The sequence below is a fragment of the Tenacibaculum sp. SZ-18 genome (assembly GCF_002813915.1).
In the GTDB taxonomy this organism is placed as follows: Bacteria; Bacteroidota; Bacteroidia; order Flavobacteriales; family Flavobacteriaceae; genus Polaribacter.
In genome coordinates this window covers 231,701-257,342 of sequence record NZ_CP019335.1, presented here as the reverse complement: position 1 = coordinate 257,342, position 25,642 = coordinate 231,701, and the positions used below count along the sequence as shown (strand labels likewise).

Sequence of the window (25,642 nt, the reverse complement as noted above, 5' to 3'; positions counted from 1 at the left end):
TTCTTTATCTGTAGAACGTTTGGATCTCTCCTTTATATTTTATTTCAATCTTTTTACTAGTACCACTAATAACTTGAACTTCATTTATTACCTTATTTATTTTGAAAACCTGCTGAACGCCATCTACCTCAATAATAAATAATTTTTTATCTCCATTCTTAATTATTCCTTTAAATAGTATCGAAGGAAAAATAATAGGCTCTTTAGGAACTACCTCTTTTCTTCGAATTACTTTTTTAGGTCTTGAGTATTTATCTAAAAAAGGATCTCTTTCATGTGTACTGACCGTATATAATTCCTTTTCTTTTGCTTCCTTAGGAACAAATTTTTCGTACGGAATTTCTTCTGGTAATTCATTTTCAGAATCTACATACCCTAAAAACTGAAAACCAACAATACTCCAAATTATAATTACAGCAACTAATAAAATATATGTTTTCCTTTGTTTATTCATAACTAAGAGATTAATAAAGAATATACCTCATCGATTGAAGTAACTCCGTTTTTAACTAATTCAATTGCATTACTTTTTAAAGTATAAATATTATTCTCAACTAAATAATCGTCGATTTCTAATTCTTCCTTTTTAATTGCCTTCTCAATAGTTTTTGTTACTGGAATAATTTCGTAAATAGCTTTTCTACCTTTATACCCTGTTTGATAGCAACTTTCACATCCCACTGATTTGAAATGAGTCTTTATTAATCCTTCTTGGTATAATTCTTCAGGAATATCGTCTCTTTCAGTAGTAACTTCAACTTTACAATTATCACACAATTTACGCACTAATCGTTGTGCAACGCTGACATTTAAAGTACTAGCTATTAAAAATGACGGAACACCCATATCTATTAATCTTGAAATTGTTCCCCAAGCTGAATTCGTATGAATCGTAGACAAAACCAAGTGCCCAGTTAATGCAGCACGAATCGCCATATTAGCCGTTGCTACGTCCCGTATTTCACCAACCATAATGACATCAGGATCTTGGCGTAAAAATGTTCTTAAAGTACTGGCGAAATCTAATCCGATATCTTCCTTTAGTTGAACTTGGTTCACACCTTCTAAAGTATATTCAATCGGATCTTCAATGGTTAAAATGTTAGTATCTTCTTTATTCAGTTCTTTTAAAGTTGCATACAACGTAGTCGTTTTTCCTGACCCAGTTGGACCAGAAATTAGAATGATTCCATTGGGCTTCTTCACTGCATTTTTATAAATCTTAATTTCCTCTTCACTGAATCCTAATTTTTCAAGCTGGATAGCAACATTATTTTTAGATAAAATACGTAACACCAATTTTTCACCATGCAACGTAGGTAGAGAAGAAACCCTGATATCAAAATCTTCATAAGATGTTGAAATATTAATTCTTCCGTCTTGAGGAAGCCGTTTTTCCGAAATATCCATTCCCGACATGATTTTCAACCGGTTAATAATTTTAGGATACTCACTCAGCGAGATTAAATACTTCTCTATAAGTTTTCCATCAATTCTGAATCTAACCTTATTTGTTTCTTCAAAAGCTTCAAAATGAATATCACTACTTCCTATTTCTTTGGCTTCATGGATTATATTCAACAAAAAATCATCAGAATAAGTTAATGTAGTGGTACTTTTATTTCTTTTTCTATAATTAGTAATTAAATACTTATTGATATGATCGGGTTCTTCCTTTTTTAGAAGAACAGAAGTCCCTATTACGATTTCTAATTCATTTTTCAAATCTTCCAAAAACTCATTGTCAGACAACAATAATATTACTCCATTGGAATTTTCAAATGGAACAATTCTATATTGGTAGGCCAACTCAGCAGGAATTAATTGAACTAACTCTGTGGGAATATCATAATTTTTCTCTTTCATTTAAATAGCATATAAACTGTGTATATTAAATATCAAATTTATAAATAAAATTAAGAATAAAAACAGCGCTTGAAACCCAGCTAAAGGAACCGTTTCCTCTTTCATTTTGGATTTGGTTATAAAGTAAAGAATCATAGAGAAAACTAAGGAACTAACAAATAACCATAAAAATGTTTTTACAGGGAAACCAAACACAAAAACTAAGAAAAATAATATATCCCCAAAACCTAATGCTTGTGAAAAACTTAGTCTCATTTTATACTTAACGTAAACAAATAAAATAGAGATCATTATTATCATAACAGTAATATTAATAGAAATATTTAATAGAAATAAATCGAATACTGTATGGCTAAAAAATATGGAACTACTTAAAAGGATTGCTAAAATCAACAACCATATGTAAACTTTTCTCTCTTTTATATCTTGAAGAAAAATTAGAAACAATAGCAATAATAAACAATACAGGTACATTCAGTGATAATATTGATGCAAAAATAAAAACTACAAATTCAAAAAACATCCAAACAAGACTGTTAAAATAAACTAGAAATATGTAATCTTTCAAAAGTAAAAAAATGATTTAACAAATAAAAAATGACAAAAGCTCACTTTTTAAAAAATACACCTTGAATTTATGAACTAAGAATACTTTGATAGAGAAAGTCAACAATTATAGATTTACCATTGAGTAATTGAAACTTTCGGTTGCAGAACGATATTCTTTAATAAACTCTCATTATAGAATATTACATATAATATCGATTGAATTGCTTTAAAATTGACTAATATTTACGTTGGAAATCGTTATGAACTTAATGCGAATTGCTGATGAAATCTACTAGTAAAGATTTATTTTTATTTAAAAATTATAAACATAAAAACAACTACAAATGAAAGTTTGTAATAGATATAATTAGTTTCCTTATTACTACCCCAAACATCGCCCTAATCAAAACACTTCTATTTTCTTTATTTCTTTCCATTTAAGCATAATAAACAATTAAATTCAACTTTTTATCGCCAAGAATTCAAAAAAACACCATTAAAAGGTATTTTTCTCAATAAATAAGATCTTTTTTTGAATCTTTAAATATTAAAACTATTTGACATGCTTAAAAAACAATTAATATTCTTAATTTCACATACACTATCAGCCATAAAAATGGATTTCTGATAAAATTAACTTTAGTGAAAAATTGATAAAAGAATGAAAAAAAATGGTTTTTTAATTGTAGTACTAACGATAGTTTTTGGAGTTATAAATGCTCAAAATTCAGTTGCTAGGGATTGGAACGAAGAATTGTTACATGCGATAAGAAATGATTTCGCTAGGCCTACTGTTCACGCCAGAAATCTGTTTCATTGTTCTGTGGCAATGTATGATGCATGGGCAATATTCGACAATACCGCAGAAACAGTTTTTCTAGGCAAAACATTTGGTGGATATACCTTTAATTTTAATGGAATTGCTACTCCCACTGATATAGAGGCTGCTCGACACGAAATTATAAGCTATGCTATGTTTCGAATTATAGAACATCGGTTTAAATCGTCACCTGGTTCGGTAGATATAATGACAAGCATTAGAGCGTTATTTACTAATTATGGATATGACGCTAACTTTACCGAAGTTGATTACAATACTGGTTCTTATGCAGCTTTAGGTAATTACTTAGCCCAAGAAATTATTGCCTTCGGACTAACAGACGGTTCAAATGAAGCAAACGATTATGAAAACATATATTACACCCCCGAAAATGATCCTTTGATCTTAAACCTTTATGAGAATAATGTTTTAAATAATCCTAATCGATGGCAACCTTTGTCCTTTGATAATTTTGTTGATCAAAGTGGAAATACTTCTCCCACCAATATCCCAGAATTCCTAAGCCCTGAATGGGGACAAGTTATTCCTTTCGCTTTAAAAAACTCTGACTTACAAATTCTAAATAATGGTTTTGACAGTTATGTTTATAAAGATCCTGGACCACCAACTTATATTCAAAACTCAACTGCAAACGGTATTGATGATCCTTATAAATGGAATATGGCAATGGTTATAGCATGGTCTGCTCATTTAGATCCTGAAGATGATGTAATGATAGACATATCTCCAGGAGCTCTAGGAAATATAGAAATTTCAGAGTTTCCAGAAACTTTCGATGAATACAGGGCCTTTTATAATTTTAACGATGGAGGGGATATTGGAACTGGACATACTTTAAATCCGTTTACCAATGAACCTTATGCTCCTCAAATGGTAAAACGTGGTGATTATGGAAGAGTTCTGGCGGAGTTTTGGGCAGATGGACCAGATTCCGAAACTCCGCCAGGTCATTGGTTTACTATTATGAACTATGTAAGTGATCATCCTGAAACAGTGAAACAATTTAACGGTCAGGGGATCGTACTTAGTGATTTAGAATGGGATGTAAAAAGTTACTTAGCTTTGGGTGGCGCTATGCACGATTCTGCTGTAACAACTTGGGGAATTAAAGGTTATTATGATTTCACCAGACCCATTTCTGCAATAAGATATATGGCGTTTAAAGGTCAGAGTACAAACCCAAACTTACCTAGTTTTGACCCACATGGATTGCCTTTAATAGACAATTTAATAGAGTTGATTGAAGTAGGTGATCCATTAGCTGGAGCTAAAGATGAAAATGTCGGTAAAATAAAGGTAAGAGCTTGGAAAGGTCCTGATTTTATTAATGATCCGGCAACAGACATTGCTGGTGTAGATTGGATTTTAGGAACTCATTGGTGGCCATATCAAAGAGCAACTTTTGTTACACCGCCTTTCGCAGGGTATCTTTCAGGACATTCAACCTTTTCGAGAGCAGCTTCAGAGTCACTTACCTTGATCACTGGAGATAAGTTTTTCCCCGGTGGAATGGGAACTTTTAATGCTAGTAAGAATTCATTCTTAGTTTTCGAACAAGGACCATCCGAAGGTTTTGTATTACAATGGGCAACTTATCAAGATGCTTCAGATCAGACCAGTTTATCTAGGATATGGGGAGGTATTCATCCACCTATCGATGATATTAGAGGGAGAGTTATTGGGGAGCAAATAGGAAAAGATGCATTTGGTAAAGCTATCGCCTACTTTTCTGGAGATATCGCAAGCATTAACGATGAACAAACTCCGATGGAAACAATTGTGTTTCCAATTCCAGCTGAAAATGAGGTAAAGGTTAGAACTACTTTTTTGCAAGAGTTGAATATCGAAATAATTTGTACTACAGGAGCAATTGTTTACAAAAAATCATTTAATAATCATAATGGAAGATTTGAAGTAAATACGGCAAACCTAACAAATGGTGTTTATATATTAAAGGGAACATCAAAGACTAATCAAACATTATTTCATAAGAAGATTATAAAATAACTGCCATTAATATAAGAATTTACTTAGTGATATAGATTGCAGCCTACAAACTGGATAAACACAACTAAAAATGATTGTAACAGTAAAAAAAGAATATCATCTCTTTGTCTTTATCGTACAATTCAAGAATGAATTAGAGTAATTTATTCGATAAATTTAGTTAATGTTATAGGGTATCCCCATTTAGTACATATAGCTCCACTGGGACTTTTAGTCTTTATTGGAAAAATAATTTATTGTTCATTTTTATTCTTTCGATTTGTAATCAAATCATTTAAAACTTGAGTTTAAAATTTTACATTCCGTAATATGCTTTATGAACGACTTAAGTGAGTTTTTTCACTTTACAACAATTCTAAATATTGTAGTTACACTAATTTAAAAATTAATCAACCCATGTTGATTCAAATAATTGTAAGTAAAATATGAGTTGATTCCTAACAAAATTACGAGAAATAAAAGAAATGGAACGAACGAAGCAGACCTTAAAAAATAATCAATTCAAAAGGCAAAAAATATGAAAAAACAGATTAGCAATATATCCTTTTTATTAGTATTTATTTTTTTTCATGTAATACTATAAAGAATAAAAAAACAATAAACAATAAAGATGAATCTGTTATTGAATATTTAGACTTATCTAGGAAAGAATTATATTCTATCCCAGATTTATCTGAGTATAAGAAGATTAAAAGGCTTAACCTATCGTATAATAACATTAATAAGTTAGACTTAGAAAAACTTCCTAATGAAATAGAACATTTAGACTTATCCCACAATAAATTAAGTGGTTTTATAATTTTTAATTCACCAATTAAAAAAATTTTAAATCTTAATTTATCGAATAATAAAATTGATACTCTTTATTACAGAAATTGTGTGAAAAATGTAGACATTTCAGATAATAACTTGGATTTTATTCAATTCGACTGTCACGGTATAAGAAAAATGGATACGTTGAATATATCTAATAATACTGAATTAAGTAATGTAATAGGTTTCGATCCAAAATTTTTTAAAAAATTAATTCATAATAATATTAAAAATAATAGGGAGTTAATATTTAGCTTGGATGTGCCAATTACTAATTAAATCATTTTATTTTTAACTCAGTAAAGTAAGCAAAGGATTTATAGTCTGAAAAATCCTTTGCTTTCATTAAAAAACCTTCTACTTTTTGAATTACAATGCCTATTGAAAAGATTAAATATAAATTGTTATTTTTAATACTAAGCTTGAATTTTTGCTACTCACAATCTAAAAGAAAACTATCTTCTTTTGAAAGCTTCTCAACTTACCTAAAACAGCGTGTAAAATATTGGCATAGAAACCTATTCGTTCGATGGTATCTTTTTTAAGCAGTAGTTTTTGCATCTCTAAAATCGTCTGAGATTTTGTGTGTGATTCTAAATAAAAAAAATCAGAAGCCGATAATTATATACTTTTTGAGTTAATTATTCTTTTTTTATGCCTATTCGTTTGCTTTTAAAATCTAATAATAAAACCTTATCTAAAAAGGGTCTGTTACCTATTATTCCACTGACACCAGCATCTTCAAATGTTTTTTCAAAATTATCATTAGCATTGTACCAAATGTATTTCATTTGATTCATTAAGTCATTATTAGTATTAGTTTTTTTCAATAATGACCTGTATGATTTATTTATTTTTCCCCAAGAACTAATTGGAAATTCATCTGCTACAAACGATTCACTTTTCCATTCTAACCAAAGTTTTTGGGTAGTCCATAAATCAAACAAACTTGAGCCTGTATCATAAAGAAATGAATAGTCTTTCTTATCAATAGTGATTGTGATAACAGGACGTCCACGTGAAAGTTTCATTTTATAGATGCGATACTCTTGCAAATCATACTCACTCAAAACAGTTAACTTTTGTTTTTTTAAATCAATCTCAAGGATTTGATTTTGGAGTATATCAGAACCAATAGTACCAATAAAGGTTTTACCATCTTTTACATATGTATTATTGGATTTTATTGAGAGTAATACAACATCGCCTATCGATGTAGATAATTGCGTATTTGTTTTAATTCTGTCTATAATCTCAGGATTACTTTTTGGTCCTGTATATAAAAAAGACTTATTTGCCCCAGTATCAAATTGAAAATAATAAGTTGTTGAATCATTCTCGAATCTAACAGGTATATGCATCGACGATTTTTCAAATAGCTCATCATTTAAAGTAGAATTAAACCATATAAAGTCTGTTGATTTAAAATTTTTGCTGGTCGGGGCGCAGGATGTCACAAAGACCAAAATTGTCAGTAAATATCTTTTCATTTTATTTTTTTAATTTCATATTATATTCTTGCTAAACTAAGTTTTAATGTAGTTTAGATTGTATTGTCTACTTATTTTTCCACTGCTCAATATCTTCATAGGAGATTGAAGGAATATATAATGTCCATGGTACTTTATCTGTCCATTTCAGTTGGGAATTTCCTTCGATAAAATTTTTAGTAATTAATCGACTTATAACTTGTTCTCGATTTTGTGATCCGAGTTTAGGATGTTGAAGTTCCTCTAATGCTTGATTCAATAAAAATATATCTCTATTTATACATTCATTTGGTCGGCTCCCACCATGTTCTAGATAATAAGCGTAGGAATCTGTGGTATATGCTTCATTGAAGCCTCTATTCATAATAATACTACTTGGATCTAAACATTTAAAAGGCTCAAACTCGACTACTTCTGATAATAAAGAATTTTCAGTTACAAATTTTTGAAAAGTTTCGTAAATATTTTGCCATACTTTCATTACTTCTTTTGTTTTAAAAACTAACAACCAACAACCACATACATCTTTTTTTTGCAAAGGACTATATCTCACTGGAATTAAAAACTCAGTATAAATTCCGTTATACAAGTGAGCAGATTGGAATACAGATTTTTGTGTTAATTCTTTAACTATCATTTTATTGTAAATAAGATCTCCTCGAAATTATACTAATATGACGATGGCTGCAAATGCAATATACAAAATGTTAGCAAACGTTATTTTTCTTCATATAACTTCACAATTTGATTGAACTACATAAAAACATTCCGAATACTGAAGCAGGATTAAAGTTGTTAGATCGATTTCTTAAAGCTTAATTTGCAACAATTCAAGTAGAATACAAAAAGAGTACCGATAACTTTCTTTATGTAACGTTATTTGAATTGATGGAGGTTTGGATTTAAAGGTCGTAAATAAAATATTTTTGAAGTTTTTATTCAAGACCATAATTTACATTCAAATCATAATGCCTTTATTCAAACCATGATTAATAAATTTCTTGCTAAAATTGAAATATTCGTTAACATCTTATTTCAGCAGCAATTACGCAGTTAAGCACAAAACCTAGCAATTAAAAACCAAACGGAAAATCCCTAAGAATATTAAAAAAAGCATAGAAGGAGGAATTAATAGTAGCCTTTATTAGTTATATTCATTGAAGATCATTAATATATTTTTCGGAGCAGCTCTTTTCAATTATATCTGTAACATTCAACTCACAAATCTACCTCCGACTACTCAGCCCATTTTTCTCCACTTATTTTTCAATTACTTGTAAGCCTCACCAATAATTAAGACCTTTTGATGCATCTTCAAACCATTTTATTTTATCATTACTCAATAGTGGCTTTTGGCCACTTTTATCATCAAAATATTGTTTCAACTCCGTTAATAATTGTTTTTTTCGTATTCCAACTACCACTTCCAATCATTTTCTGTCATATTTTCAACGGTTTCATATTTTGAAACTTGTCCATCGAAAAATACCCAAGTAAAATAACAGGCAAATCCCTCGTCTATAGTCTGTCTTAACTCGGAATTCTTATTAGGGTCATTTTCTCGAAAGGAGTCGTAGACAAGATGATTTAATTCATGATGAATTAATTGAATAAATTTAAAAGATTATTTTCTACGATCTAGTCAAGGTTCATATTGATAAGCGCATTTGCTCTTTTATCAAATCAGGTTTTATTTTTTAATATAAAGTTCCTTTCCATTCAATAACCCTTTTTGGTGTTCTAAATTTATCGCTGTTCTCCTAACAGAAAATTATCCCACAAAAGCCGTTTCAAATTACTTTATGCAGACGATAAACCTTTTTTACAATCATTGTACTGTCATAATTCTTTTCTTGTTGACCTTCAATTTGATTTTTGAACAAATTCTTTATTGTTATTCCTTGAATACTTTCACTACCCTATAAATCTTTGATATTTTCTTTATAAGTGAGCTATCAATGTAAAGACTCCTTTTTACTATTTTTTTACTTACAAGAAAAAAAAACCTAATAACATTTCAACATTTGACACCTCTGGTATTATTTCTATACTTCATTGCTAACCTATAATTTAAAAAATATTACTATCCCGAAGTGGGGTTATATTTAATAAACATCATTATTTACTTTTTCAGTATTCATTTTAGCTAATCATTATTATTAAGTCTAACTTTCAACCTATTCAGTTATAACTTTTTTTATTGTTCTTGTTGAAAGATATATCATTATTGCAGAAATTATGAATAAAGGCAAATCTACATAAGTTCCTGGAGGATTACTTTCAAAGTAATTTGGTGTCAAAGGGTGAATAAATACTACAATTTTTCTAAATACCGTTTCAATAAGTAATAAAACAAACATCAAGGGAATTAGATTTCGATAACAAAAAAGGACTATTGCATATACAATAACCATAATTAGTTGCATAGCGCCCCCTAGTGAACTAAACATGTAGACGATTCTGTTCGGGTCTGGATTGCCCTCAAATTTAACGATTGTAGCAATCATCTGAACTCCACTATCGGGTGCTAAAAAATGTATCATCGAACGAACGAAAAATATTATTGTGATAAGAATCAATGTGTAATAAGCTATTTTACTACCCTGATAATCATTATTCGCCTCTCTTGGAAGTATTTTATCTCGTATCTTCATATTAATTAGGTTTAAAACTTTCTAATTGCCCATAACTTTTCAGCCGAACCGTCAGTTACCTTCAAAATACTAATAATTAACAAAACACCGATGGCTAAAAATAAAAATGGATTTGAACTTAGTCGAATCAGTCATAATTACCACTTATCCATTGATATATTGCGTGTCTACAATCCTGTTTGAAGTTTGTTTTTGGTATGATAAGAATATTTTTATGGACTCAATACATTCGGTTTATGTACCAATTAATCCAATGAATATTAGCACTAATCCCAAAATCCATTTCAAATTCAATCCAGGTAATACAGGTAAAGATGGAATTACGGTTGTGCTTTGAATAGTTGATAATTTAAATTTCCAAGCTTTTTGAAATGCAGGGTTAGTAACTACTTTATAAAGATCTCTTCTGCTTCGATATCTTATGATGAAAATAGCGCTCCATTCTTCTTCAATTGCTGGTTGTGAAAAAGTATTCAATGGTTTTGAAACTAGAACTGGATGACAAGCATGCCTAAACAAAAGAGGGAAAACGACTTTAGCGTAGTTTTTGTCTATACTTTCAAATGCTCCAATATCCTCATTTTTTTGATTTTTAGTTTTGTCTTTAATAAGATTGAGCATGTAAAATTGCTTTCCATTGTCGGTATTAGTAAATACTTCGACAGATTTTGGATTAACACTAGATTTAGCCTGATCTTCTACACGTTTTCCGCTCAAAGCTTTATATAAAACTTTTCCCTCCTCTTTAGTGAGTGGTGAAATCCACCAGCCATCGTACCAGCAAGCAAAGGATAGAAATATTACCAAAAGAATTATATGTAATATCATTGGCATTTAAAGATTAAGTTAGATATTTTTCTATGCATAATGTTTAAACTATGTAGTCTTTATTCAGGATAAGTCAAAATGCTAGACAACGGTTTAACTATGTTGTTTTAGAAAAATCCGAAAGACTCTTTACACCGTAACTGAAAGATAGTAAAATTACAATGAAATCGGATAAAGAATTTAGCCGTAGTAATTATAACTATTGTTGGCTGTAGGTTTTCTTCTTAACTTCCACAACATATTGCAGATATATAAATATTAATGAATAATTCCTTAGTCATATTACTAAATCCATAATCTTGGACATTAAATGATGCAAATTCTGCTGTAGGAAGAAATTACAATTTATCTATTGCCTCATTTAGGAACTCAATAATTCTAGAAAAATGAATTTCTATCTTTCCAAAATTACATTGATCGGGTAACTTTTTATACATTATAATCATTTGCTCTAAACGTATTTTACAAATTATATTGCCTTTAATTAAGACAGATCAATAGCTGAACTAAAATATTTGTGTATGACAATTTGAATGTTTGGGATAATTGATTGAGTAAATACAAAGCGAATAAAAAATACTTATAGATTATCAGAAGTAAGCAATAGCTGCCAGTTATTTAAAGCCATTGTTACAACCAGTTTCTATTTCTATTCCCGTCTGTCAACCACTTCCAATTTGCCTTCAAAAAAAACATTTACAGATTTTCCGTCACAAAACATAATATAGTCAAAAGTGTAAATACTTTTATTTTTTTACACATTTAAAACAATGTTCTAATAGTCAGAACCATATAATCCTTCAGAACTGAAATAGCTACTATCTGTATTTTTACAGGTAACTAAAGATTCATTAGGAATTACACGATTCCAATCTGCAATATAAAATGCAACGTTTTGTATATCAACATCACAATTTAAAGTATAAGTACCTGAAGGAATTATCAACCAAATGTCAACCAAATATTAACAAAGTTTATATTAGTATTCCGTTTTTCATAATAGAAAGCTATTCCACTACAATTCGGAGCGTTTACAAATTATGACTTACATGATGCAGTTTCAAATTCAATTGATGATAATATTCAAACGTCCAAAAGGTGTTTCATATCTATTACAATTTAAGGTAAATCCACTTCCATTTGGTTCTAAAATTTCATTGCAATTATCATGTGAAGAACAGGATCAAATGATAATTCCGATTAATAAAGTAAACAATGCTTTTGGTTTGTTCATTTGTGATTATGATGTAAATTGTTTGTGAGAGTTTCGGTTGTAGTTAGTTCGGATTTTCTCAGCATTTCACTGTCCACTTTCTTAAATAACTATTAACGTTCAACTACTTAATGAAAATACACAACCTTAATTTGATTTAGCCGTTGTGATGTACTTTTATTATTTATCTCAATCCATTTATGTCATATCGTGATACGAAATTCCAAACCAATGCAGATGTGTTTTGATCTTGAAAAGTTGAATTAAACCAAACATGGTCTCCTCCGATATATTTGTAATGCTCAACAGAAACTAAGCCGTCTCCCTGATCATAGACATAATGCTCAATTGTAATTCCTCCACTATTATCAACAGTTATTGTTGGGCTAATATTTGTGTTGTTGAAATTTATCCAATAGTCTAATGTACTTTGTACAGAATTCCAGCCATTACCTCCATTGTAGGGTATAACTGCGTCGGAGGTACCGTGAAGATGGACTACTGGCATAGGATGGTTTGTAGCTCCCGTACAATCTAACATTGCACCAGAAACAGATGCTACTGCAGCAATTAAGTCACTTTTGTAATTCGCAAGCCCATATGCCATCATACCTCCATTTGAATATCCAGCAGCATAAATTCTTTCCATGTTTATGTTATATTGCGATGAAATTTCATTAATTATTGATTCAATAAAACCAAAATCATCAGCATCACTTTTATTATCCCCTCCATTTGAACAAGCATTCCAGTGAGAAGAGCCATCTAAACAACTTCCTTGTGGATAGACCAAAATAAAAGTTTCTGATTCTGCCAAGGAACGCATATCTGCTTCTTGCATGTAATCACTTGCACTACCACCAAATCCATGAAAATTTAACATTAATGGAACAGCGGATGTCCCATCATATGAGCTAGGTATATAACACAAATACTCTCTATTGAGACCGTCGTGAACTAAGGTTTTTACATTGGAATTTAAATAGCAACTCTCTGAATTGTTTGTTTCAGCATTTTTACAACTACCCAGAGTTATTAGTAGAATAGCAAAAAATAAAGCTTTTTTTCTAGCTTGAATCATGTTATCTCTTTTGTATTATGTATAACGATCATGATAAGTAATTTAGAGTGGTTAACAAGCACTTTCATTATTATCTATATAAATATAAATATTTTGCATTTATATTTTATAACTAAAAAAACTAAATTTAAATTTTAGCGGACTTTCTTAAAATTTACAAACATCTGAATTCACGACATAAGCTCTTTATCTTTAAACAAATTCTGGAACTCAGGTTTAAATCCTTGTCTTCTAATTCAAACAATTACAATTCATTTACACTTTTAGCAAATATTTTAGCTAATTTCAAAGCGAGAATAGTTGATGGCACATATCTGTTTTTTTCAACAGAGTTAATAGTTTACGTAGAAACTCCAATTGTATTTGCTAATGATTCTTGATTTAATCTTTAATCGCTATTTGTATTCTAATATTATTCTTCACTACCTATTCTTTTTCATTATAAATATAATTATGAAGTACAATAAGAACATGCTAATTAAAAGTTCAGTTGCTCCATTATATGTTATGGACTATCTTCTATCATCAGATTGATAAATGTCTCAACTATTATAATTGCAACTCCATAAATAAATGAAGTAGAAAATGCTGTAAGTTTAATCCTTAATGTTAGCTCATCTTCTAACTTTTATCCGATTATCACTAACAATAATGAGAAGATTAGAAATCCTGATTTTGCTACTGTCTTAATAATTCCATGTCAATCAACATTAATGTTATATTCAAAGCACCACTAATCAAAAAAACTAATTAACATAATTTCTAATGCAAGTTTCTTGAAGTTTATTAGTACTAATTTTAAATAATGTTGAATTTTATTCATTGACCTTAATCTTAAACATGTAAAACAAGTTGTTCTATTTTACAAAAACACTTTACATTTATGAAGATTCAAAAGATAAACACCTTTCTTAACGTTTAGAGTACTTATCCGTTTCTCCTTCTTTTTTTGAAGTATATGCACTTCTAAGTAAAATTTAATTGCTAATTAACCGCAAGTCCTTCAATTCAACTTCCAGTTTTAGTCTTACAACTTATAAACAGCAGCGTATGATGATCACTCGTGAATATTCCTTTTTTATCTTTTAATATTTATTAATGTTACGAAGTTAAAATTTTAAAATCTAGTATTCTCGTCCCAACATCCCTATTTATCCAATAATAGAGCTGCCAAAATAAATCAAATTAAAGTAGGATTTACATTCATTCTTTCGGAAATGATAGGTTTTGGAATATTCGATTTGTTAAATCAGATTGATTCATTTCTTATACTTCTGCGCATCGAGCAAATGCCGGATATGAAGTTAAATCTGAGCGTAGTAAGATTTTTGACACTTCCTTTTGAAAATTACGTAGAACGTTTTAATGCAGTTTAGATTTAGTTACAAGCTGTTTTCTTTCAGCGTGTACTGAATGTTCCAGATTAAATAATTCGCTATCGGACAGTTTTCTACCGACAGGAATAAAATACTCTGAATTGAAATCAACCAGAGTTTTGTCTTCAATTAGCGTAAATCCATGTTTTGAAAGGATTTCTTTTATTTCCATTGGCGAATAGAAGGATATCCAAGGTTCTCCTACTTTTGCCGCTAAGTTCATAACTGTTTTTACCTTCTCTTTTGGGTAAGGATAATCCTTACCAAAGCAAAGTTTGGGATCTTCCTTTAACTGAATGTCTACATATGAAATATAAAAAATAGCATTCGTGTTTTTTGTGAGTTCCTCTATTTCTTCTAAGGTTGATTTTAATGCTTCCTTTGAAATATACTGCGAAACACCTTCAAGGGTAAAAATGGCTGATTTACATACATCAAATCCAGCTCCTAAAAGCTCTTTCTTAAGTGATTGATTATTAAAATCTATGCTCACATATTTTATATTTTCAAAATTGGGAATATTTGAAGTAAGTTTTGTTCGCTTTCTATTTTGAACTTCTTTTTGGTCCACTTCAAATATTTTCAATGTAGATGGAAGATTGAGCCTATGTGCTCTTAAATCATATCCTGCACCGAGAATAACATATTGTTCAAACCCTTTATTCGCTGCATTTTTTACTAAATCATCAATAAATCGTGTTCGAGAAATAAGGTGTTCGTGAAAACCAGGTGCAAACTGTTTAGTAATCCATACGCTCAGTTTATGACCCATTAGTTTTATCAGACTCGAGCCAAGTACAAATTTATCTGCATAGGGGTCATATATAATACGTTTATGAGGTTTAGCTAGCGACTCAATAAAACGCTGTTTTGCAACACCTTGGGCTGTTCCATCTTTCCGAAATATTGAGTTACTCATGACGTTATATTTTTAAATTGTATACAAGTAATATATCTGTTTTTTCTTTGCAATAATAAGAGGCAAGCCATTTTCCGATGTTGAGGAAAAATTATTAATAAGATTGAAGTTTCGATGAGGAAAATCAATCGTAATTAATTACACATATCTTAGTAAGCGTTATATCAAATTTGTTATTTATTTAAAATGAACCTAAGCGAAATAAGGTTTATAATTAAGAGAGCTAATAATCAGCTTAACATTAATAATATCTACTCATTTTTTATATTTAATTCGCCCAGTTTTCTATGAATCCACTTAAGTCTTGGCTTTTAAGCTTCAAAATTCTCACTAGTTTGGATCTTTAAAATCTTTTTATCTTGTTTTTAAAGATATAAAATATTTCGGTTTAAACATTGGTAAAGGTTTCTTTGAAGTATGCGATAATCCTTCAACTTTATCGATAAGATTGAAAGCCCAAAGAAACCAAATAAAAAAATGCAGAGTATCCTAAATTTGCAAAAGCCTTACAATACGGATTACAAATTTTTACGCATGCAAAAGAAAAAAAATAAAAACAGGAATTGAAAAACGTTTTGCAGAACTAGAAAAAAATAGAGGTAATGGTTTAGAAGTTACTTATAACATCTTTTAGAAGAAATCGACTTTATCTGAAGGTGTAAGTAGGAATAATGTAATTATCGATTTATAAACTTTGACTTTCTTTTGTTCATTATAACACCCTATCCAGTATTTCTGTGGAGTGTTTTTTTGTGTTTAAAAAACTATTTGGAGTTAATTAAATTTTCAATACTTTTGAAAAAATACCCGATAAATAAAAACACTAGAAAAACACAAAAGTTCCTGTTATCCGGAATATTTAATCGATAAATAGGAATATTTATACAGATATAACGAGTTAACTATCATTGTCGAGAATTATATGAAGTTCTCTTTTTGAAAAATCAAAGTCAGTTGCAAAATTGTACTTTTCAAGAGTAATTCCAGCTTCGTCCTTTTTTTAGAGAACTAAACGTTTGATGGTTTGGATAATTTGCCAATCTCCTAATTTCTTGATTGTCGGTTCTTGTTTTGTGTTTGAAAAGTCTCTGGCTCGTTCCGATAACTTAGCTTACTTTTTATTTTTGAGTAGAACCTCATCGTATTTTTAGCCAATTCTCGCTGAACGTTCTGATCCGTTCTTTTTCTAAAAAAAGGCTTTTTACAAATCTTAAAATACACAAACTAAATGCAAGTAAGGCTTGTGACTATTTATCTTTTATTGACTGACAATTGTTCTTGTTTATAAACATCTAGATTTGCATTCTGTCTCGTTTGCTTTCAGTACAAAATTTTCTAAACGCTTTGAATTTTGGCTAGTGTTCTCCAACATTAGTTAACAGCGTGTATAAAAAATTGCTTCTTTCTCTATAAATCAAAAATTATATTTACTTTTAAATCATGAAAAACGAATGAAAAATTGCTGCCAAAATCATTGCAACTTTTCATACACAATTACGTTGGCAAACATTAAATGAAACATTATAAAAAGGATTTACTGAAAGGATTTGAAAAAAGAAAATTCGAGCTGATTGAATTACAGGATGGAAATTCTTTGCCTTGGTGGATTGAAGAAAAGTGGATTCTGAAAGGAATGAAATCAGAAAGTCAGAATGACAAACTGTACGTGAATTTTTTGACCGATAAGCAATGGGAAAGTGGGACTAAAACTGTAGACGAAATTATAGTGAGTGAATTAGAAATGAAGAATTATTCTGATTTTAGCTCAAAGATTGCTGAGCTGGATATGAGAAAAGGAATTTTCAGTGAAAAACTTGAACAGTTCTGGATTAAATTTGATAATATAAAAGAACTAGATAAAAATAATCAATGGGCTTGGTATGAGGTGAAATATGAAATGGCTGAATTTATTTTAAGCCGACTTGAAGACTATAAAGAGAATTATAACATAAGAGGATATTCATTACCAGATTGGATTTTAGACGTGTCTGAAAAAAAAGATTCATATTCAGACAAAGATGAACTTGAATTGAAGCATGCTTGGAATAAGGAACTTGATAAAATGATTGATGCTTTTAAACAACTCTTGAATTATACATTACAGTTTGATAAAGAACTTGAATATAATGAGGAAAAAATCCAAGAAGGTTTAAATAAATTCTCAAAGTATTATTTACATTTATGGGATTAAAAAAAATAAAAACGATTTGCCAACAAAGTATAAATGGCATTAAAACGACCATTTATACCAATCGTTAGGTTTAATTAGAGAAAGATTGAGAAAGGAAAAAGAGAAAATAAAAACACAAATTATTAAGTCACTTGAAGTTTACAAAGGGAAACCTAGATTCAACTTTTTTGACTCTTCAGACAGCAATACCCGACTGAATAATGTTGCCCTTGATGATAATGATCTAGAAGTTTTACTTATGGATTTGGGTAATTCAAATTGGATACTCCTAACAACTAAATGTTTGTTTGTTAGGCAAAATGGAATAGATAATAGAATAAACGGGATTGAAATTGAAGACTTTAAATTTCTTAATCTTGAAAATGGCAGAAACAAGGAAAAAGCAGCTGAGTTCAAAAATCCCAGAGAATATAAAAGTTGGCTCTATTCGGGTGATTTTAAAATCATAAAAAAGGACAATACTGAAATAATCGTAAATCTGCCTCACCATGATTTTGGATTTTGCCTGTTTAACGCAATTAAAAAACTCCGATTTGTAACTAACAAATATGAAGGAATATAAAACTAAACCTAACACTGTGTAAAAATGCATTAAAACGCATTTTACACTAAACGTTGGCAAACATTAGAATGAATACTAAAAATTTTACCAAATTAATCAACAAAGATAATTTAGCAACCAAATTTATATTTGATGAATTGGGTATGACTTGGCAGATTAGTTTCACTCGAATTGTTGGCGGTACTAAAGAGATATATGAGTCACCTGAACATTTTTTTTTAAGTTTAATTAAAGCAGTAGAAATGCATACGGATTTGACCTATGGTTTGTCTAATTGGCAATTCGAAGTTGATTTAAAAGAATGGTGTAATGGATTGAAAATTGAAAAAATAGACATATCAACTTTTGAAAGAGATTTAAAAGGAGCATTAGATGAAATTGAAGAATATAAAGATGATTGGACAGGAGAAAATGAACCTAGATTTAATAAGCATAATGTAATAAAGCCAAATGGTCTAATGAATTACTGGAAAATTGAAGAAACTATTAATCCACGTATGCCAGTAGGACCTACATATGGATATTTAGCTGAATTTAAAGAATCGTATTTTTATATTGAATATCATCTTGAATCTTAAAAACGATTTGCCAACAACATGTATAAAACATAGCTAATAAAGGCTTTCAAAAAGGTATGTGTTTATTTACAAAGTCCGCCAAATTTTTAAATTTGGCTTTTAGAATAGAAAAATTAAAAACAAAATATAAAATTCGGCTCTGTGTTAATCTGAAAAGTTAGTGCCTTCTTGAACGCTACGTTTCATACACAATACCGTTACCTGCAAGCTAAAAATGAGAATCCGAAAGAACATATTGATAATAATGACATTGCTTCTTTGTGCTTGTAATGAAAAACAAAAAACTGAACAAAAATCAAAGCTAATAATTGAATCTAAAACTGAAATTAAATCTAATTCAGAATTGAACAATGATTACTCAAAATCTGCTGAACTTTTCGCAAACGAAGTATTGAAAGAAAATATCAGAATTCACTCATTTAATATAAAAAATTCTGAAAACCCGAGACATTTGAAAATTTTCCAATCAAATGGACTTGAAAAAATTGTGGCTTATTCAGATAAAAATTATCCAAAGAAAACAAATCCAATAAATTATCAACATTTTATTTTATTTGTTGCAACATATTCTAATAACCAAAAAGCTGAGACTGCTTTTAATCAAATAAAAAAAGACGCTTTGAAATATGAGATGTTTGATAATTTGGAAAGTTTAGATAAAAAAGATTATGAGAGAGTAATTGGATTAATTATCGGAGTAAAACCTGGAGGTCTAATTACTCAAAATGGAAAACAGATATTTAGTTTAGTCGAAACTTGCAGAAATACACCAATTGGTGGGACTTGGTATGAGTATGAAAGAAAGTTTTTAAATTTTATTTCTAAAAACAGGAATGAAATTGAAGTTCTAAATTCTGACTGTGGGAAAATGGGAAATTATGTAATTGAGAAACGAACAAAAGCCGGCAGGTAACACCGTATAAACTTTATTGCTGGTTTTGGCTCACTTGGGAAATTCTTCGGAATTTCGCCGTTCGTGTTTTATTTATTAAATTCACTACTTATACATCGCAACAAAGCTTATACACAACCGTTAGCTACAATTTGAGAAAGCCAATCTACATATTAATCCTAATTATAATTTTCTCTTGCAAAGAGAATAATAAAAAAACGATGAAAATTGATAGTCCTGAAAAATTTGCTGAATACACAAACGAATTACAAAATAAAAAACATCCACTTTTACCAAAAAAAATTAGCATCCAATTAAAAAATAAAAACGGTGAAAATTTACAAATGGAAAACGTTCTCTGTCATCTAAACATTTATATTGATTCATTGAGTTATTACACTTATAGTTTTATTCCGACAAACTCGAACGGAATAGTCAATTTAACAAAAGAGCAAATGATTCAGAATACGGAGTTAAAACACTATTATGATGAAAGTATTCTAGCAGACAAAACTCCTGTAAAATTTGATTTTATGGTTATGGACAACAATATGCTTAATGGTATAATTTCAAGTATGGAAAATTATTTAAGAATAGATACAGAATCAATCAAGGCTGATTTGAAAAACAGAGGTCTGACTGATTCGCAAATTACTCTTCAGATTGGAGCTATTGAGGAAAAAATGAAATCTGACAAAAAATTGTTGGAATTTTTAGAGAAAAACCAAAACGCAGAATTAGAATTTAAACAAGCTGAATAAAAACAATCTAACATAGAGAAAATGGACAAAGATTTATTAAAAAAATTAATGGAAGACAAATTAAAAAATGGTGGAGAAGTTGACAAAAGTTTACCTTTTAGAAAACCACCAAAAGATTTGTTAGATAATGTAGAAAATCAAAATAATTCGGAACCTGAATCTGATAATTCTGAAGAAAAAGATAAATAAAAGCCAGTGCCTAACAAAGTATATAAAAAATTGCTGGTTTAGGCTAAATTTAAAGGAAGTTGCTTATTTTGTTACGTTTGATTTTCCTTCGAAAAATCCTCGCATACAAAACCGCAACTTTCCATATACATAAACGTTGTATGTAATAAGTCCAACTTTTGGCTTTTAAATACACTTTTTGATTGTGATCAAGGATAGGTAAAACAGGATTAAAATTAACTAAACGTAAGAATGTAGTTTAGTCAAGCTTATCGATTGACATCGTATGAGAGTTACACTTTCAAATACGCATGCTAGCGTAAAAAGCTTGCCGAAATTAGAAGATTTTTTTGACAATGTCAAGTTTTAAAACGATAATTTTATTTAAATCAATGTTTTACAGCAAAGCAGAAAATCATTTTTCAGATAACAAACCATATCAGTCTGTGGTTGATATAATTCATAATCTTGAAAAAACAAGTGGATTTAAAGTAATCTGAATGTAGCGCCTGGACTGACTACGTAAATATAAAAACAGAAACTATAAGATTTTAGCTATATTTACTACAAACAACAACGTGTAAATTGCATTAAAACGCAACTTACACGAAACGTTGTGTGTAACCTGAAAAAGATGAAACATTTATTTGTACTATTCGTTTTTATTTTAACTTCTTCTTGTAAAGTCGAGAATAATAAAATCAATAAAACATACAATCTAGATACAACTGTAGTTCAGACTGATAAAAACCAAACAGAACTTCAAAAAAGTAAAGTACAGAAAACTGATAGAGGTAAAAAGTACTCAGATACTACTCAAATTGATTATTTGAAAAACCAAAAAATTCTCGATATTCTAAAAATACTTCCGCTTGAATCAATGGAAAGTTGGAAATGGCCTCAAAAAGATCGAATCAAAACTGTAGAATTTATAGAGAAAAACAACTATCTCATAGACACTACCCAAGCTTATCACAAATTTAAATACATAAAACCAAATACTTTAGGAATTCAAGTTGTAGACGGTTTTTGGACACTTTCAATCTTTAACCTTACTTCAATAAAAAGTATTGTTATTACCAATGATATTGTAGGAGACGGAAAAGATATTCACACTTATATTTTTAATGGAGATAGTTTAGAACCAATTGAATTTAAAAAAGTATTTAGTAATGGTTTAGAAAATATTCTTAAAAAGAGATCGGAATCTTGTAGACTAGAACTAGAAGACAACTATTTTACCTTTGATTTTGATTTTTCAGACCCTAACTTAGTAAAATTCAAATCTTGGGGAATAGAAAAAGATGAACACCACAATTGTTTTAAGGGTAACGTCTTAGAGTTTGAAATAAATAAAACGAAAGAGTCATTTGAATTGAGAAAAACATACTGGAATAAAAACTAAATACGGCAACACACAACAAAGCGTATAATTAATTGCGGCTGAATTTCCTTATCAGAAATTCAATCTTATTAATTATCTTTCCGAAAAAACGGAAAAAGACTCGTATCCTTTTCCCGCAACTAATCATACACAAAACGTTGTGAGCAATATGAAAAAAATACTATCGATAATAATTTTAACTCTAATTTTAGCTTGTCAAAAATCAGAATACAAAACGGTTGACTTTAAAGCGTTTGAAATTACTGTTCCTTCAAGTTGGAACAAGTATAAAATAAAGGGAATTGATAGTTATGTAAGGGGACTAATAACTGACAAAAATGATACTTTGATTTTCGATTTAGGTTGGTACTCTGGAGATTTGACTAGAAATAATGAAGTTCTGGTATTTGATAAATCTGAATATTCTGAATTTACAGAAAAACAAAAAAAGCAACTGGAAAAAGTGAAGTACTTGGTTGTCGATGATTTTCTAACTGCAAAATATAATACAAAAGATTATCTAAAATACGAATATGAATTAGATAGTATTGATTGCTTTCAAGCTAAATTCATCAAACCAAAGAACAAAGGATTTGGAGCTAGTGGAATTTATATCGACAGTCTTAAAGGTGGTGGACCAAATTCTAATAAAACGAGATTGAGTTTTTATGGAAATAGTTTATCTGACTCAACTCAAACGGAATTTTTTAAAGCTTTAAAAAGTATAAAACTGACAAAATACTGTGAATAAAATACTGCTCACAACAATGTATAACCGCAATTACGGCGGATTCGACTTTGTCCGAATCTACTCGGAATTGCAAGCGTCAGTGCTTAACCAAAAAACAGTAACTTTAAACCCGTAACTGACGGTTATACGAGACCGTTGTAAACAATGCCGAAACCAAGTGAAGTACTATATTGGAGCATATTATCTGATTAAATTAAAACCTCTCGAATCCGGAACGATTAAAGGTTCGAAAATCTATACTTGTAGTCGTTGCATAAACGACTCTTTTTTTGACTCGTGGGCAATTTCTTGGGCAACAACTGAAAAAAAAGAATTTGAGGAAACCAAACGTACTTTTAATCTAACAGATAAAAATATTGAGGAGATTCAAGTTTGGGCGGACAAAAAACTGGATGAACAAAAACTTGGTTGGATAAATACATTTTCGGACATAAAAACATTGACGGAATACAAAGAGAAATTCTTTCCGAAAGATTCAAACTTTGAAATATTAAGTATCAGCTTCCCTGAATCTGACTTGGACGAAGTTTTGGAAATGACAAAACCAACTGATAAACTAACTGGAGAAGTTGGGATTTATCACAAACTAAAAACCAAAGAGATTGATTTAGAAAAAGATGAGAGTTTAGGTTACGACATAATCGGAATTGAAGCAGGTGGAGATTTTCACTCATTTCATTGCAATGATTTAACTAACGATTTGAAACATAAATTCGGAATTACAATAAACGAATTTGGTCTTATAGAAAATTATGCGAACTGGAATGAAATAATGGAATTCATGAATGACCAAGAATATGGATTTGAGCCTGTGCCTTGGTTTTATGTCAAAGTAAATAGAATAACGAAATGAAAAAAGCACTGTTTACAACAATGTATAACCGCAATTACGGCGGATTCGACGTCGTCCTAATCCACTTGGAATTGCAAGCGTTAGTGCTTAACCGAAAAACAGTAACTTTAAACCCGTAACTGACGGTTATACGAGAACGTTAACTATCATTGTCGAGAATTATATGAAGTTCTCCTTTTGATAAATCAAAGTCAGTTTCAAAATTGTACTTTTCAACAATAATTCCAGCTTTGTCCTTTTTTTAGAGAACTAAACGTTTGATGGTTTGGATCATTTGCCAATCTCCTAATTTCTTGATTGTCGGTTCTTATTTTGTGTTTGAAAAGTCTCTGGCTCGTTCCGATAACTAAGCTTACTTTTTATTTTTGAGTAGAACCTCATCGTATTTTTAGCCAATTCTCGCTGAACGTTCTGATCCGTTCTTTTTCTAAAAAAAAGGCTTTGTACTAAACTTAAAATACGCAAACTAAATGCAAGTAAGGCTTGTAACTATTTATCTTTTATTGGCTGACAATTGTTCTTGCTTATAAACCTTTAGATTTGCATTCTGTCTCGTTTGCTTTCAGTGTAAAATTTTCTAAAGGCTTTGAATTTTGGCTAGTGTTCTCCAACATTAGTTAACAGCGTGTATAAAAAAATGCTTCTTTATCTATAAATCAAAAATTATATTTACTTTTAAATCATGAAAATGAATGAAAAATTGCTACTAAAATCATCGCAACTTTTCATACACAATTACGTTGTATGTAATAAGTCCAACTTTTGGCTTTTAAATACACTTTTTGATTGTGATCAAGGATAGGTAAAACAGGATTAAAATTAACTAAACGTAAGAATGCAGTTTAGTCAAGCTTATCGATTGACATCGTATGAGAGTTACACTTTCAAATACGCATGCTAGCGTAATAAGCTTGCCGAAATTAGAAGATTTTTTTGACAATGTCAAGTTTTAAAACGATAATTTTATTTAAATCAATGTTTTACAGCAAAGCAGAAAATCATTTTTCAGATAACAAACCATATCAGTCTGTGGTTGATATAATTCATAATCTTGAAAAAACAAGTGGATTTAAAGTAATCTGAATGTAGCGCCTGGACTGACTACGTAAATATAAAAACAGAAACTATAAGATTTTAGCTATATTTACTACAAACAACAACGTGTAAATTGCATTAAAACGCAACTTACACGAAACGTTAGCTACAAGTTTTAACATCATATATTCATGATAAAAAAGAGATTTAAATTTATCTTACTAATTACTTCAATATTCAGTCTTTTTTCTTGCGCAAATACAAAATGTACTGAAATTAATTCTGCAGAAGGGAAAGGAGAGAAAGTATTGATTTCTATGATTGACTGTTACTCTTCAGAAATTGTTTTTGAATTAGAGGTAAAGTTAAATTTTATCAAAGACAGTTTGACCAATACTAAAACGATTAACATAGCTACTGAAAATATCTCATTAAAAAAGAGAAAGAACTTTAATTATCTTGTAGATGCAATTAGATTAAGTAAAGATTTTTACAGCTTGAGCATAGCAATAAGTAAAGGAAATAAAATTAGTATTTCTGGCATGAACCCTAATGATAAAGTTCTACCTAATTATTCTCGTAAAAGAGTTATTAAAGGTTCACTTTACACGTTTAGTTTTACAGGTACCGTAAGAGAAAAAAATGGGAACTTTTATTCAGTAATAGAGGCTGATTCTTCTAATATAATAGCAATAAAAGGCTTCAATAAAGATTATACTAATTATTTAAAAAATTATACAATTGAATTATCAATACACCAGTAGCTAACAAAATGTATAATTAATTGCGGCTGAATTTCCTCAACGAAAATTGTATTTTATTAATTATCT

Annotated in this window: 23 protein-coding genes; 14 read left to right on the top strand and 9 right to left on the bottom strand. The window is 29.7% G+C overall.

Annotation, left to right across the window (positions count from 1 at the left end; all coding sequences use genetic code 11):
* Positions 1-4 precede the first annotated feature (4 nt).
* Entirely contained in the window at positions 5-454 is a 450-nt protein-coding gene (locus BTO06_RS01275; RefSeq protein WP_100923588.1) for a hypothetical protein, read from the bottom strand.
* Positions 455-456: 2 nt separating this feature from the next.
* Positions 457-1,866, bottom strand: coding sequence for a GspE/PulE family protein (locus BTO06_RS01270; protein WP_100923587.1), 1,410 nt, complete (start codon positions 1,864-1,866; stop codon positions 457-459).
* Positions 1,867-3,076: 1,210 nt separating this feature from the next.
* Here BTO06_RS01270 and BTO06_RS01260 point away from each other — a divergent pair.
* Complete coding sequence (locus BTO06_RS01260) at positions 3,077-5,263, top strand: T9SS type A sorting domain-containing protein (protein WP_100923585.1); 2,187 nt, start codon at positions 3,077-3,079, stop codon at positions 5,261-5,263.
* Positions 5,264-6,717: 1,454 nt separating this feature from the next.
* Here the strand turns inward: BTO06_RS01260 and BTO06_RS01255 are convergent.
* The 5 genes from BTO06_RS01255 to BTO06_RS01235 form a co-directional block, all read right to left on the bottom strand.
* The gene (locus tag BTO06_RS01255; RefSeq protein WP_157811696.1) at positions 6,718-7,566 is read right to left on the bottom strand and encodes a hypothetical protein; all 849 of its coding nucleotides are present in this window, start codon (positions 7,564-7,566) and stop codon (positions 6,718-6,720) included.
* A gap of 67 nt (positions 7,567-7,633) precedes the next feature.
* Entirely contained in the window at positions 7,634-8,203 is a 570-nt protein-coding gene (locus BTO06_RS01250) for a hypothetical protein (protein WP_100923583.1), read from the bottom strand.
* 1,540 nt (positions 8,204-9,743) lie between these two features.
* Complete coding sequence (locus tag BTO06_RS01245) at positions 9,744-10,220, bottom strand: hypothetical protein (RefSeq protein WP_100923582.1); 477 nt, start codon at positions 10,218-10,220, stop codon at positions 9,744-9,746.
* Between the two features lie 234 nt (positions 10,221-10,454).
* Positions 10,455-11,054, bottom strand: coding sequence for a hypothetical protein (locus BTO06_RS01240; RefSeq protein ID WP_100923581.1), 600 nt, complete (start codon positions 11,052-11,054; stop codon positions 10,455-10,457).
* A 769-nt stretch (positions 11,055-11,823) separates the two neighbouring features.
* Complete coding sequence (locus BTO06_RS01235) at positions 11,824-12,009, bottom strand: hypothetical protein (RefSeq protein WP_100923580.1); 186 nt, start codon at positions 12,007-12,009, stop codon at positions 11,824-11,826.
* A gap of 88 nt (positions 12,010-12,097) precedes the next feature.
* Here BTO06_RS01235 and BTO06_RS01230 point away from each other — a divergent pair, with 88 nt between their 5' ends.
* Complete coding sequence (locus tag BTO06_RS01230; protein WP_100923579.1) at positions 12,098-12,310, top strand: hypothetical protein; 213 nt, start codon at positions 12,098-12,100, stop codon at positions 12,308-12,310.
* Positions 12,311-12,445: 135 nt separating this feature from the next.
* On the opposite strand, the gene BTO06_RS01225 is transcribed toward BTO06_RS01230, so the two are convergent.
* Entirely contained in the window at positions 12,446-13,342 is an 897-nt protein-coding gene (locus BTO06_RS01225) for an extracellular catalytic domain type 1 short-chain-length polyhydroxyalkanoate depolymerase (protein WP_100923578.1), read from the bottom strand.
* Between the two features lie 1,362 nt (positions 13,343-14,704).
* Positions 14,705-15,637 (bottom strand): class I SAM-dependent methyltransferase, encoded by a 933-nt coding sequence (locus BTO06_RS01215; protein WP_100923577.1) that lies wholly within the window; start codon positions 15,635-15,637, stop codon positions 14,705-14,707.
* Between the two features lie 1,513 nt (positions 15,638-17,150).
* Between BTO06_RS01215 and BTO06_RS01210 the strand changes: the two genes are divergently transcribed.
* The 12 genes from BTO06_RS01210 to BTO06_RS01170 all read left to right on the top strand — a co-directional run bounded on the left by BTO06_RS01210 (position 17,151) and on the right by BTO06_RS01170 (position 25,576).
* Entirely contained in the window at positions 17,151-17,828 is a 678-nt protein-coding gene (locus BTO06_RS01210) for a hypothetical protein (RefSeq protein WP_100923576.1), read from the top strand.
* A gap of 85 nt (positions 17,829-17,913) precedes the next feature.
* On the top strand, positions 17,914-18,390 hold the full coding sequence (locus BTO06_RS01205; RefSeq protein ID WP_100923575.1) for a hypothetical protein: 477 nt from the start codon (positions 17,914-17,916) through the stop codon (positions 18,388-18,390).
* Positions 18,391-18,458: 68 nt separating this feature from the next.
* Complete coding sequence (locus tag BTO06_RS01200; RefSeq protein WP_100923574.1) at positions 18,459-18,968, top strand: hypothetical protein; 510 nt, start codon at positions 18,459-18,461, stop codon at positions 18,966-18,968.
* A gap of 244 nt (positions 18,969-19,212) precedes the next feature.
* Positions 19,213-19,881, top strand: coding sequence for a hypothetical protein (locus tag BTO06_RS01195; RefSeq protein ID WP_157811694.1), 669 nt, complete (start codon positions 19,213-19,215; stop codon positions 19,879-19,881).
* A gap of 200 nt (positions 19,882-20,081) precedes the next feature.
* A complete protein-coding gene (locus tag BTO06_RS01190) occupies positions 20,082-20,621 on the top strand; it encodes a hypothetical protein (RefSeq protein WP_100923572.1) in 540 nt (179 codons plus the stop codon).
* A 21-nt stretch (positions 20,622-20,642) separates the two neighbouring features.
* Positions 20,643-20,810: a hypothetical protein gene (locus BTO06_RS18350; RefSeq protein ID WP_157811693.1), complete on the top strand. Its 168-nt coding sequence runs from the start codon at positions 20,643-20,645 to the stop codon at positions 20,808-20,810.
* 335 nt (positions 20,811-21,145) lie between these two features.
* The gene (locus tag BTO06_RS18345; RefSeq protein WP_157811692.1) at positions 21,146-21,289 is read left to right on the top strand and encodes a hypothetical protein; all 144 of its coding nucleotides are present in this window, start codon (positions 21,146-21,148) and stop codon (positions 21,287-21,289) included.
* Positions 21,290-21,423: 134 nt separating this feature from the next.
* The gene (locus BTO06_RS01185; RefSeq protein WP_100923571.1) at positions 21,424-22,194 is read left to right on the top strand and encodes a hypothetical protein; all 771 of its coding nucleotides are present in this window, start codon (positions 21,424-21,426) and stop codon (positions 22,192-22,194) included.
* 148 nt (positions 22,195-22,342) lie between these two features.
* The gene (locus BTO06_RS01180; RefSeq protein ID WP_100923570.1) at positions 22,343-22,924 is read left to right on the top strand and encodes a hypothetical protein; all 582 of its coding nucleotides are present in this window, start codon (positions 22,343-22,345) and stop codon (positions 22,922-22,924) included.
* A gap of 157 nt (positions 22,925-23,081) precedes the next feature.
* Positions 23,082-23,777: a hypothetical protein gene (locus tag BTO06_RS01175; protein ID WP_100923569.1), complete on the top strand. Its 696-nt coding sequence runs from the start codon at positions 23,082-23,084 to the stop codon at positions 23,775-23,777.
* 939 nt (positions 23,778-24,716) lie between these two features.
* Positions 24,717-24,860, top strand: a complete 144-nt coding sequence (locus BTO06_RS18340) for a hypothetical protein (RefSeq protein ID WP_157811692.1) — start codon at positions 24,717-24,719, stop codon at positions 24,858-24,860.
* Positions 24,861-25,003: 143 nt separating this feature from the next.
* Positions 25,004-25,576, top strand: coding sequence for a hypothetical protein (locus BTO06_RS01170; protein WP_100923568.1), 573 nt, complete (start codon positions 25,004-25,006; stop codon positions 25,574-25,576).
* The last annotated feature ends 66 nt before the right edge of the window (positions 25,577-25,642 follow it).

What these genes read in the sequence shown, in the direction of transcription:
- BTO06_RS01275 (WP_100923588.1), bottom strand. Translation starts at nt 454, where the DNA reads ATGAATAAACAAAGGAAAACATATATTTTATTAGTTGCTGTAATTATA.
- BTO06_RS01270 (WP_100923587.1), bottom strand. Translation starts at nt 1,866, where the DNA reads ATGAAAGAGAAAAATTATGATATTCCCACAGAGTTAGTTCAATTAATT.
- BTO06_RS01260 (WP_100923585.1), top strand. Translation starts at nt 3,077, where the DNA reads ATGAAAAAAAATGGTTTTTTAATTGTAGTACTAACGATAGTTTTTGGA.
- BTO06_RS01255 (WP_157811696.1), bottom strand. Translation starts at nt 7,566, where the DNA reads ATGAAAAGATATTTACTGACAATTTTGGTCTTTGTGACATCCTGCGCC.
- BTO06_RS01250 (WP_100923583.1), bottom strand. Translation starts at nt 8,203, where the DNA reads ATGATAGTTAAAGAATTAACACAAAAATCTGTATTCCAATCTGCTCAC.
- BTO06_RS01245 (WP_100923582.1), bottom strand. Translation starts at nt 10,220, where the DNA reads ATGAAGATACGAGATAAAATACTTCCAAGAGAGGCGAATAATGATTAT.
- BTO06_RS01240 (WP_100923581.1), bottom strand. Translation starts at nt 11,054, where the DNA reads ATGCCAATGATATTACATATAATTCTTTTGGTAATATTTCTATCCTTT.
- BTO06_RS01230 (WP_100923579.1), top strand. Translation starts at nt 12,098, where the DNA reads ATGATGCAGTTTCAAATTCAATTGATGATAATATTCAAACGTCCAAAA.
- BTO06_RS01225 (WP_100923578.1), bottom strand. Translation starts at nt 13,342, where the DNA reads ATGATTCAAGCTAGAAAAAAAGCTTTATTTTTTGCTATTCTACTAATA.
- BTO06_RS01215 (WP_100923577.1), bottom strand. Translation starts at nt 15,637, where the DNA reads ATGAGTAACTCAATATTTCGGAAAGATGGAACAGCCCAAGGTGTTGCA.
- BTO06_RS01210 (WP_100923576.1), top strand. Translation starts at nt 17,151, where the DNA reads ATGAAACATTATAAAAAGGATTTACTGAAAGGATTTGAAAAAAGAAAA.
- BTO06_RS01200 (WP_100923574.1), top strand. Translation starts at nt 18,459, where the DNA reads ATGAATACTAAAAATTTTACCAAATTAATCAACAAAGATAATTTAGCA.
- BTO06_RS01195 (WP_157811694.1), top strand. Translation starts at nt 19,213, where the DNA reads ATGACATTGCTTCTTTGTGCTTGTAATGAAAAACAAAAAACTGAACAA.
- BTO06_RS01190 (WP_100923572.1), top strand. Translation starts at nt 20,082, where the DNA reads ATGAAAATTGATAGTCCTGAAAAATTTGCTGAATACACAAACGAATTA.
- BTO06_RS18350 (WP_157811693.1), top strand. Translation starts at nt 20,643, where the DNA reads ATGGACAAAGATTTATTAAAAAAATTAATGGAAGACAAATTAAAAAAT.
- BTO06_RS18345 (WP_157811692.1), top strand. Translation starts at nt 21,146, where the DNA reads ATGTCAAGTTTTAAAACGATAATTTTATTTAAATCAATGTTTTACAGC.
- BTO06_RS01185 (WP_100923571.1), top strand. Translation starts at nt 21,424, where the DNA reads ATGAAACATTTATTTGTACTATTCGTTTTTATTTTAACTTCTTCTTGT.
- BTO06_RS01180 (WP_100923570.1), top strand. Translation starts at nt 22,343, where the DNA reads ATGAAAAAAATACTATCGATAATAATTTTAACTCTAATTTTAGCTTGT.
- BTO06_RS18340 (WP_157811692.1), top strand. Translation starts at nt 24,717, where the DNA reads ATGTCAAGTTTTAAAACGATAATTTTATTTAAATCAATGTTTTACAGC.
- BTO06_RS01170 (WP_100923568.1), top strand. Translation starts at nt 25,004, where the DNA reads ATGATAAAAAAGAGATTTAAATTTATCTTACTAATTACTTCAATATTC.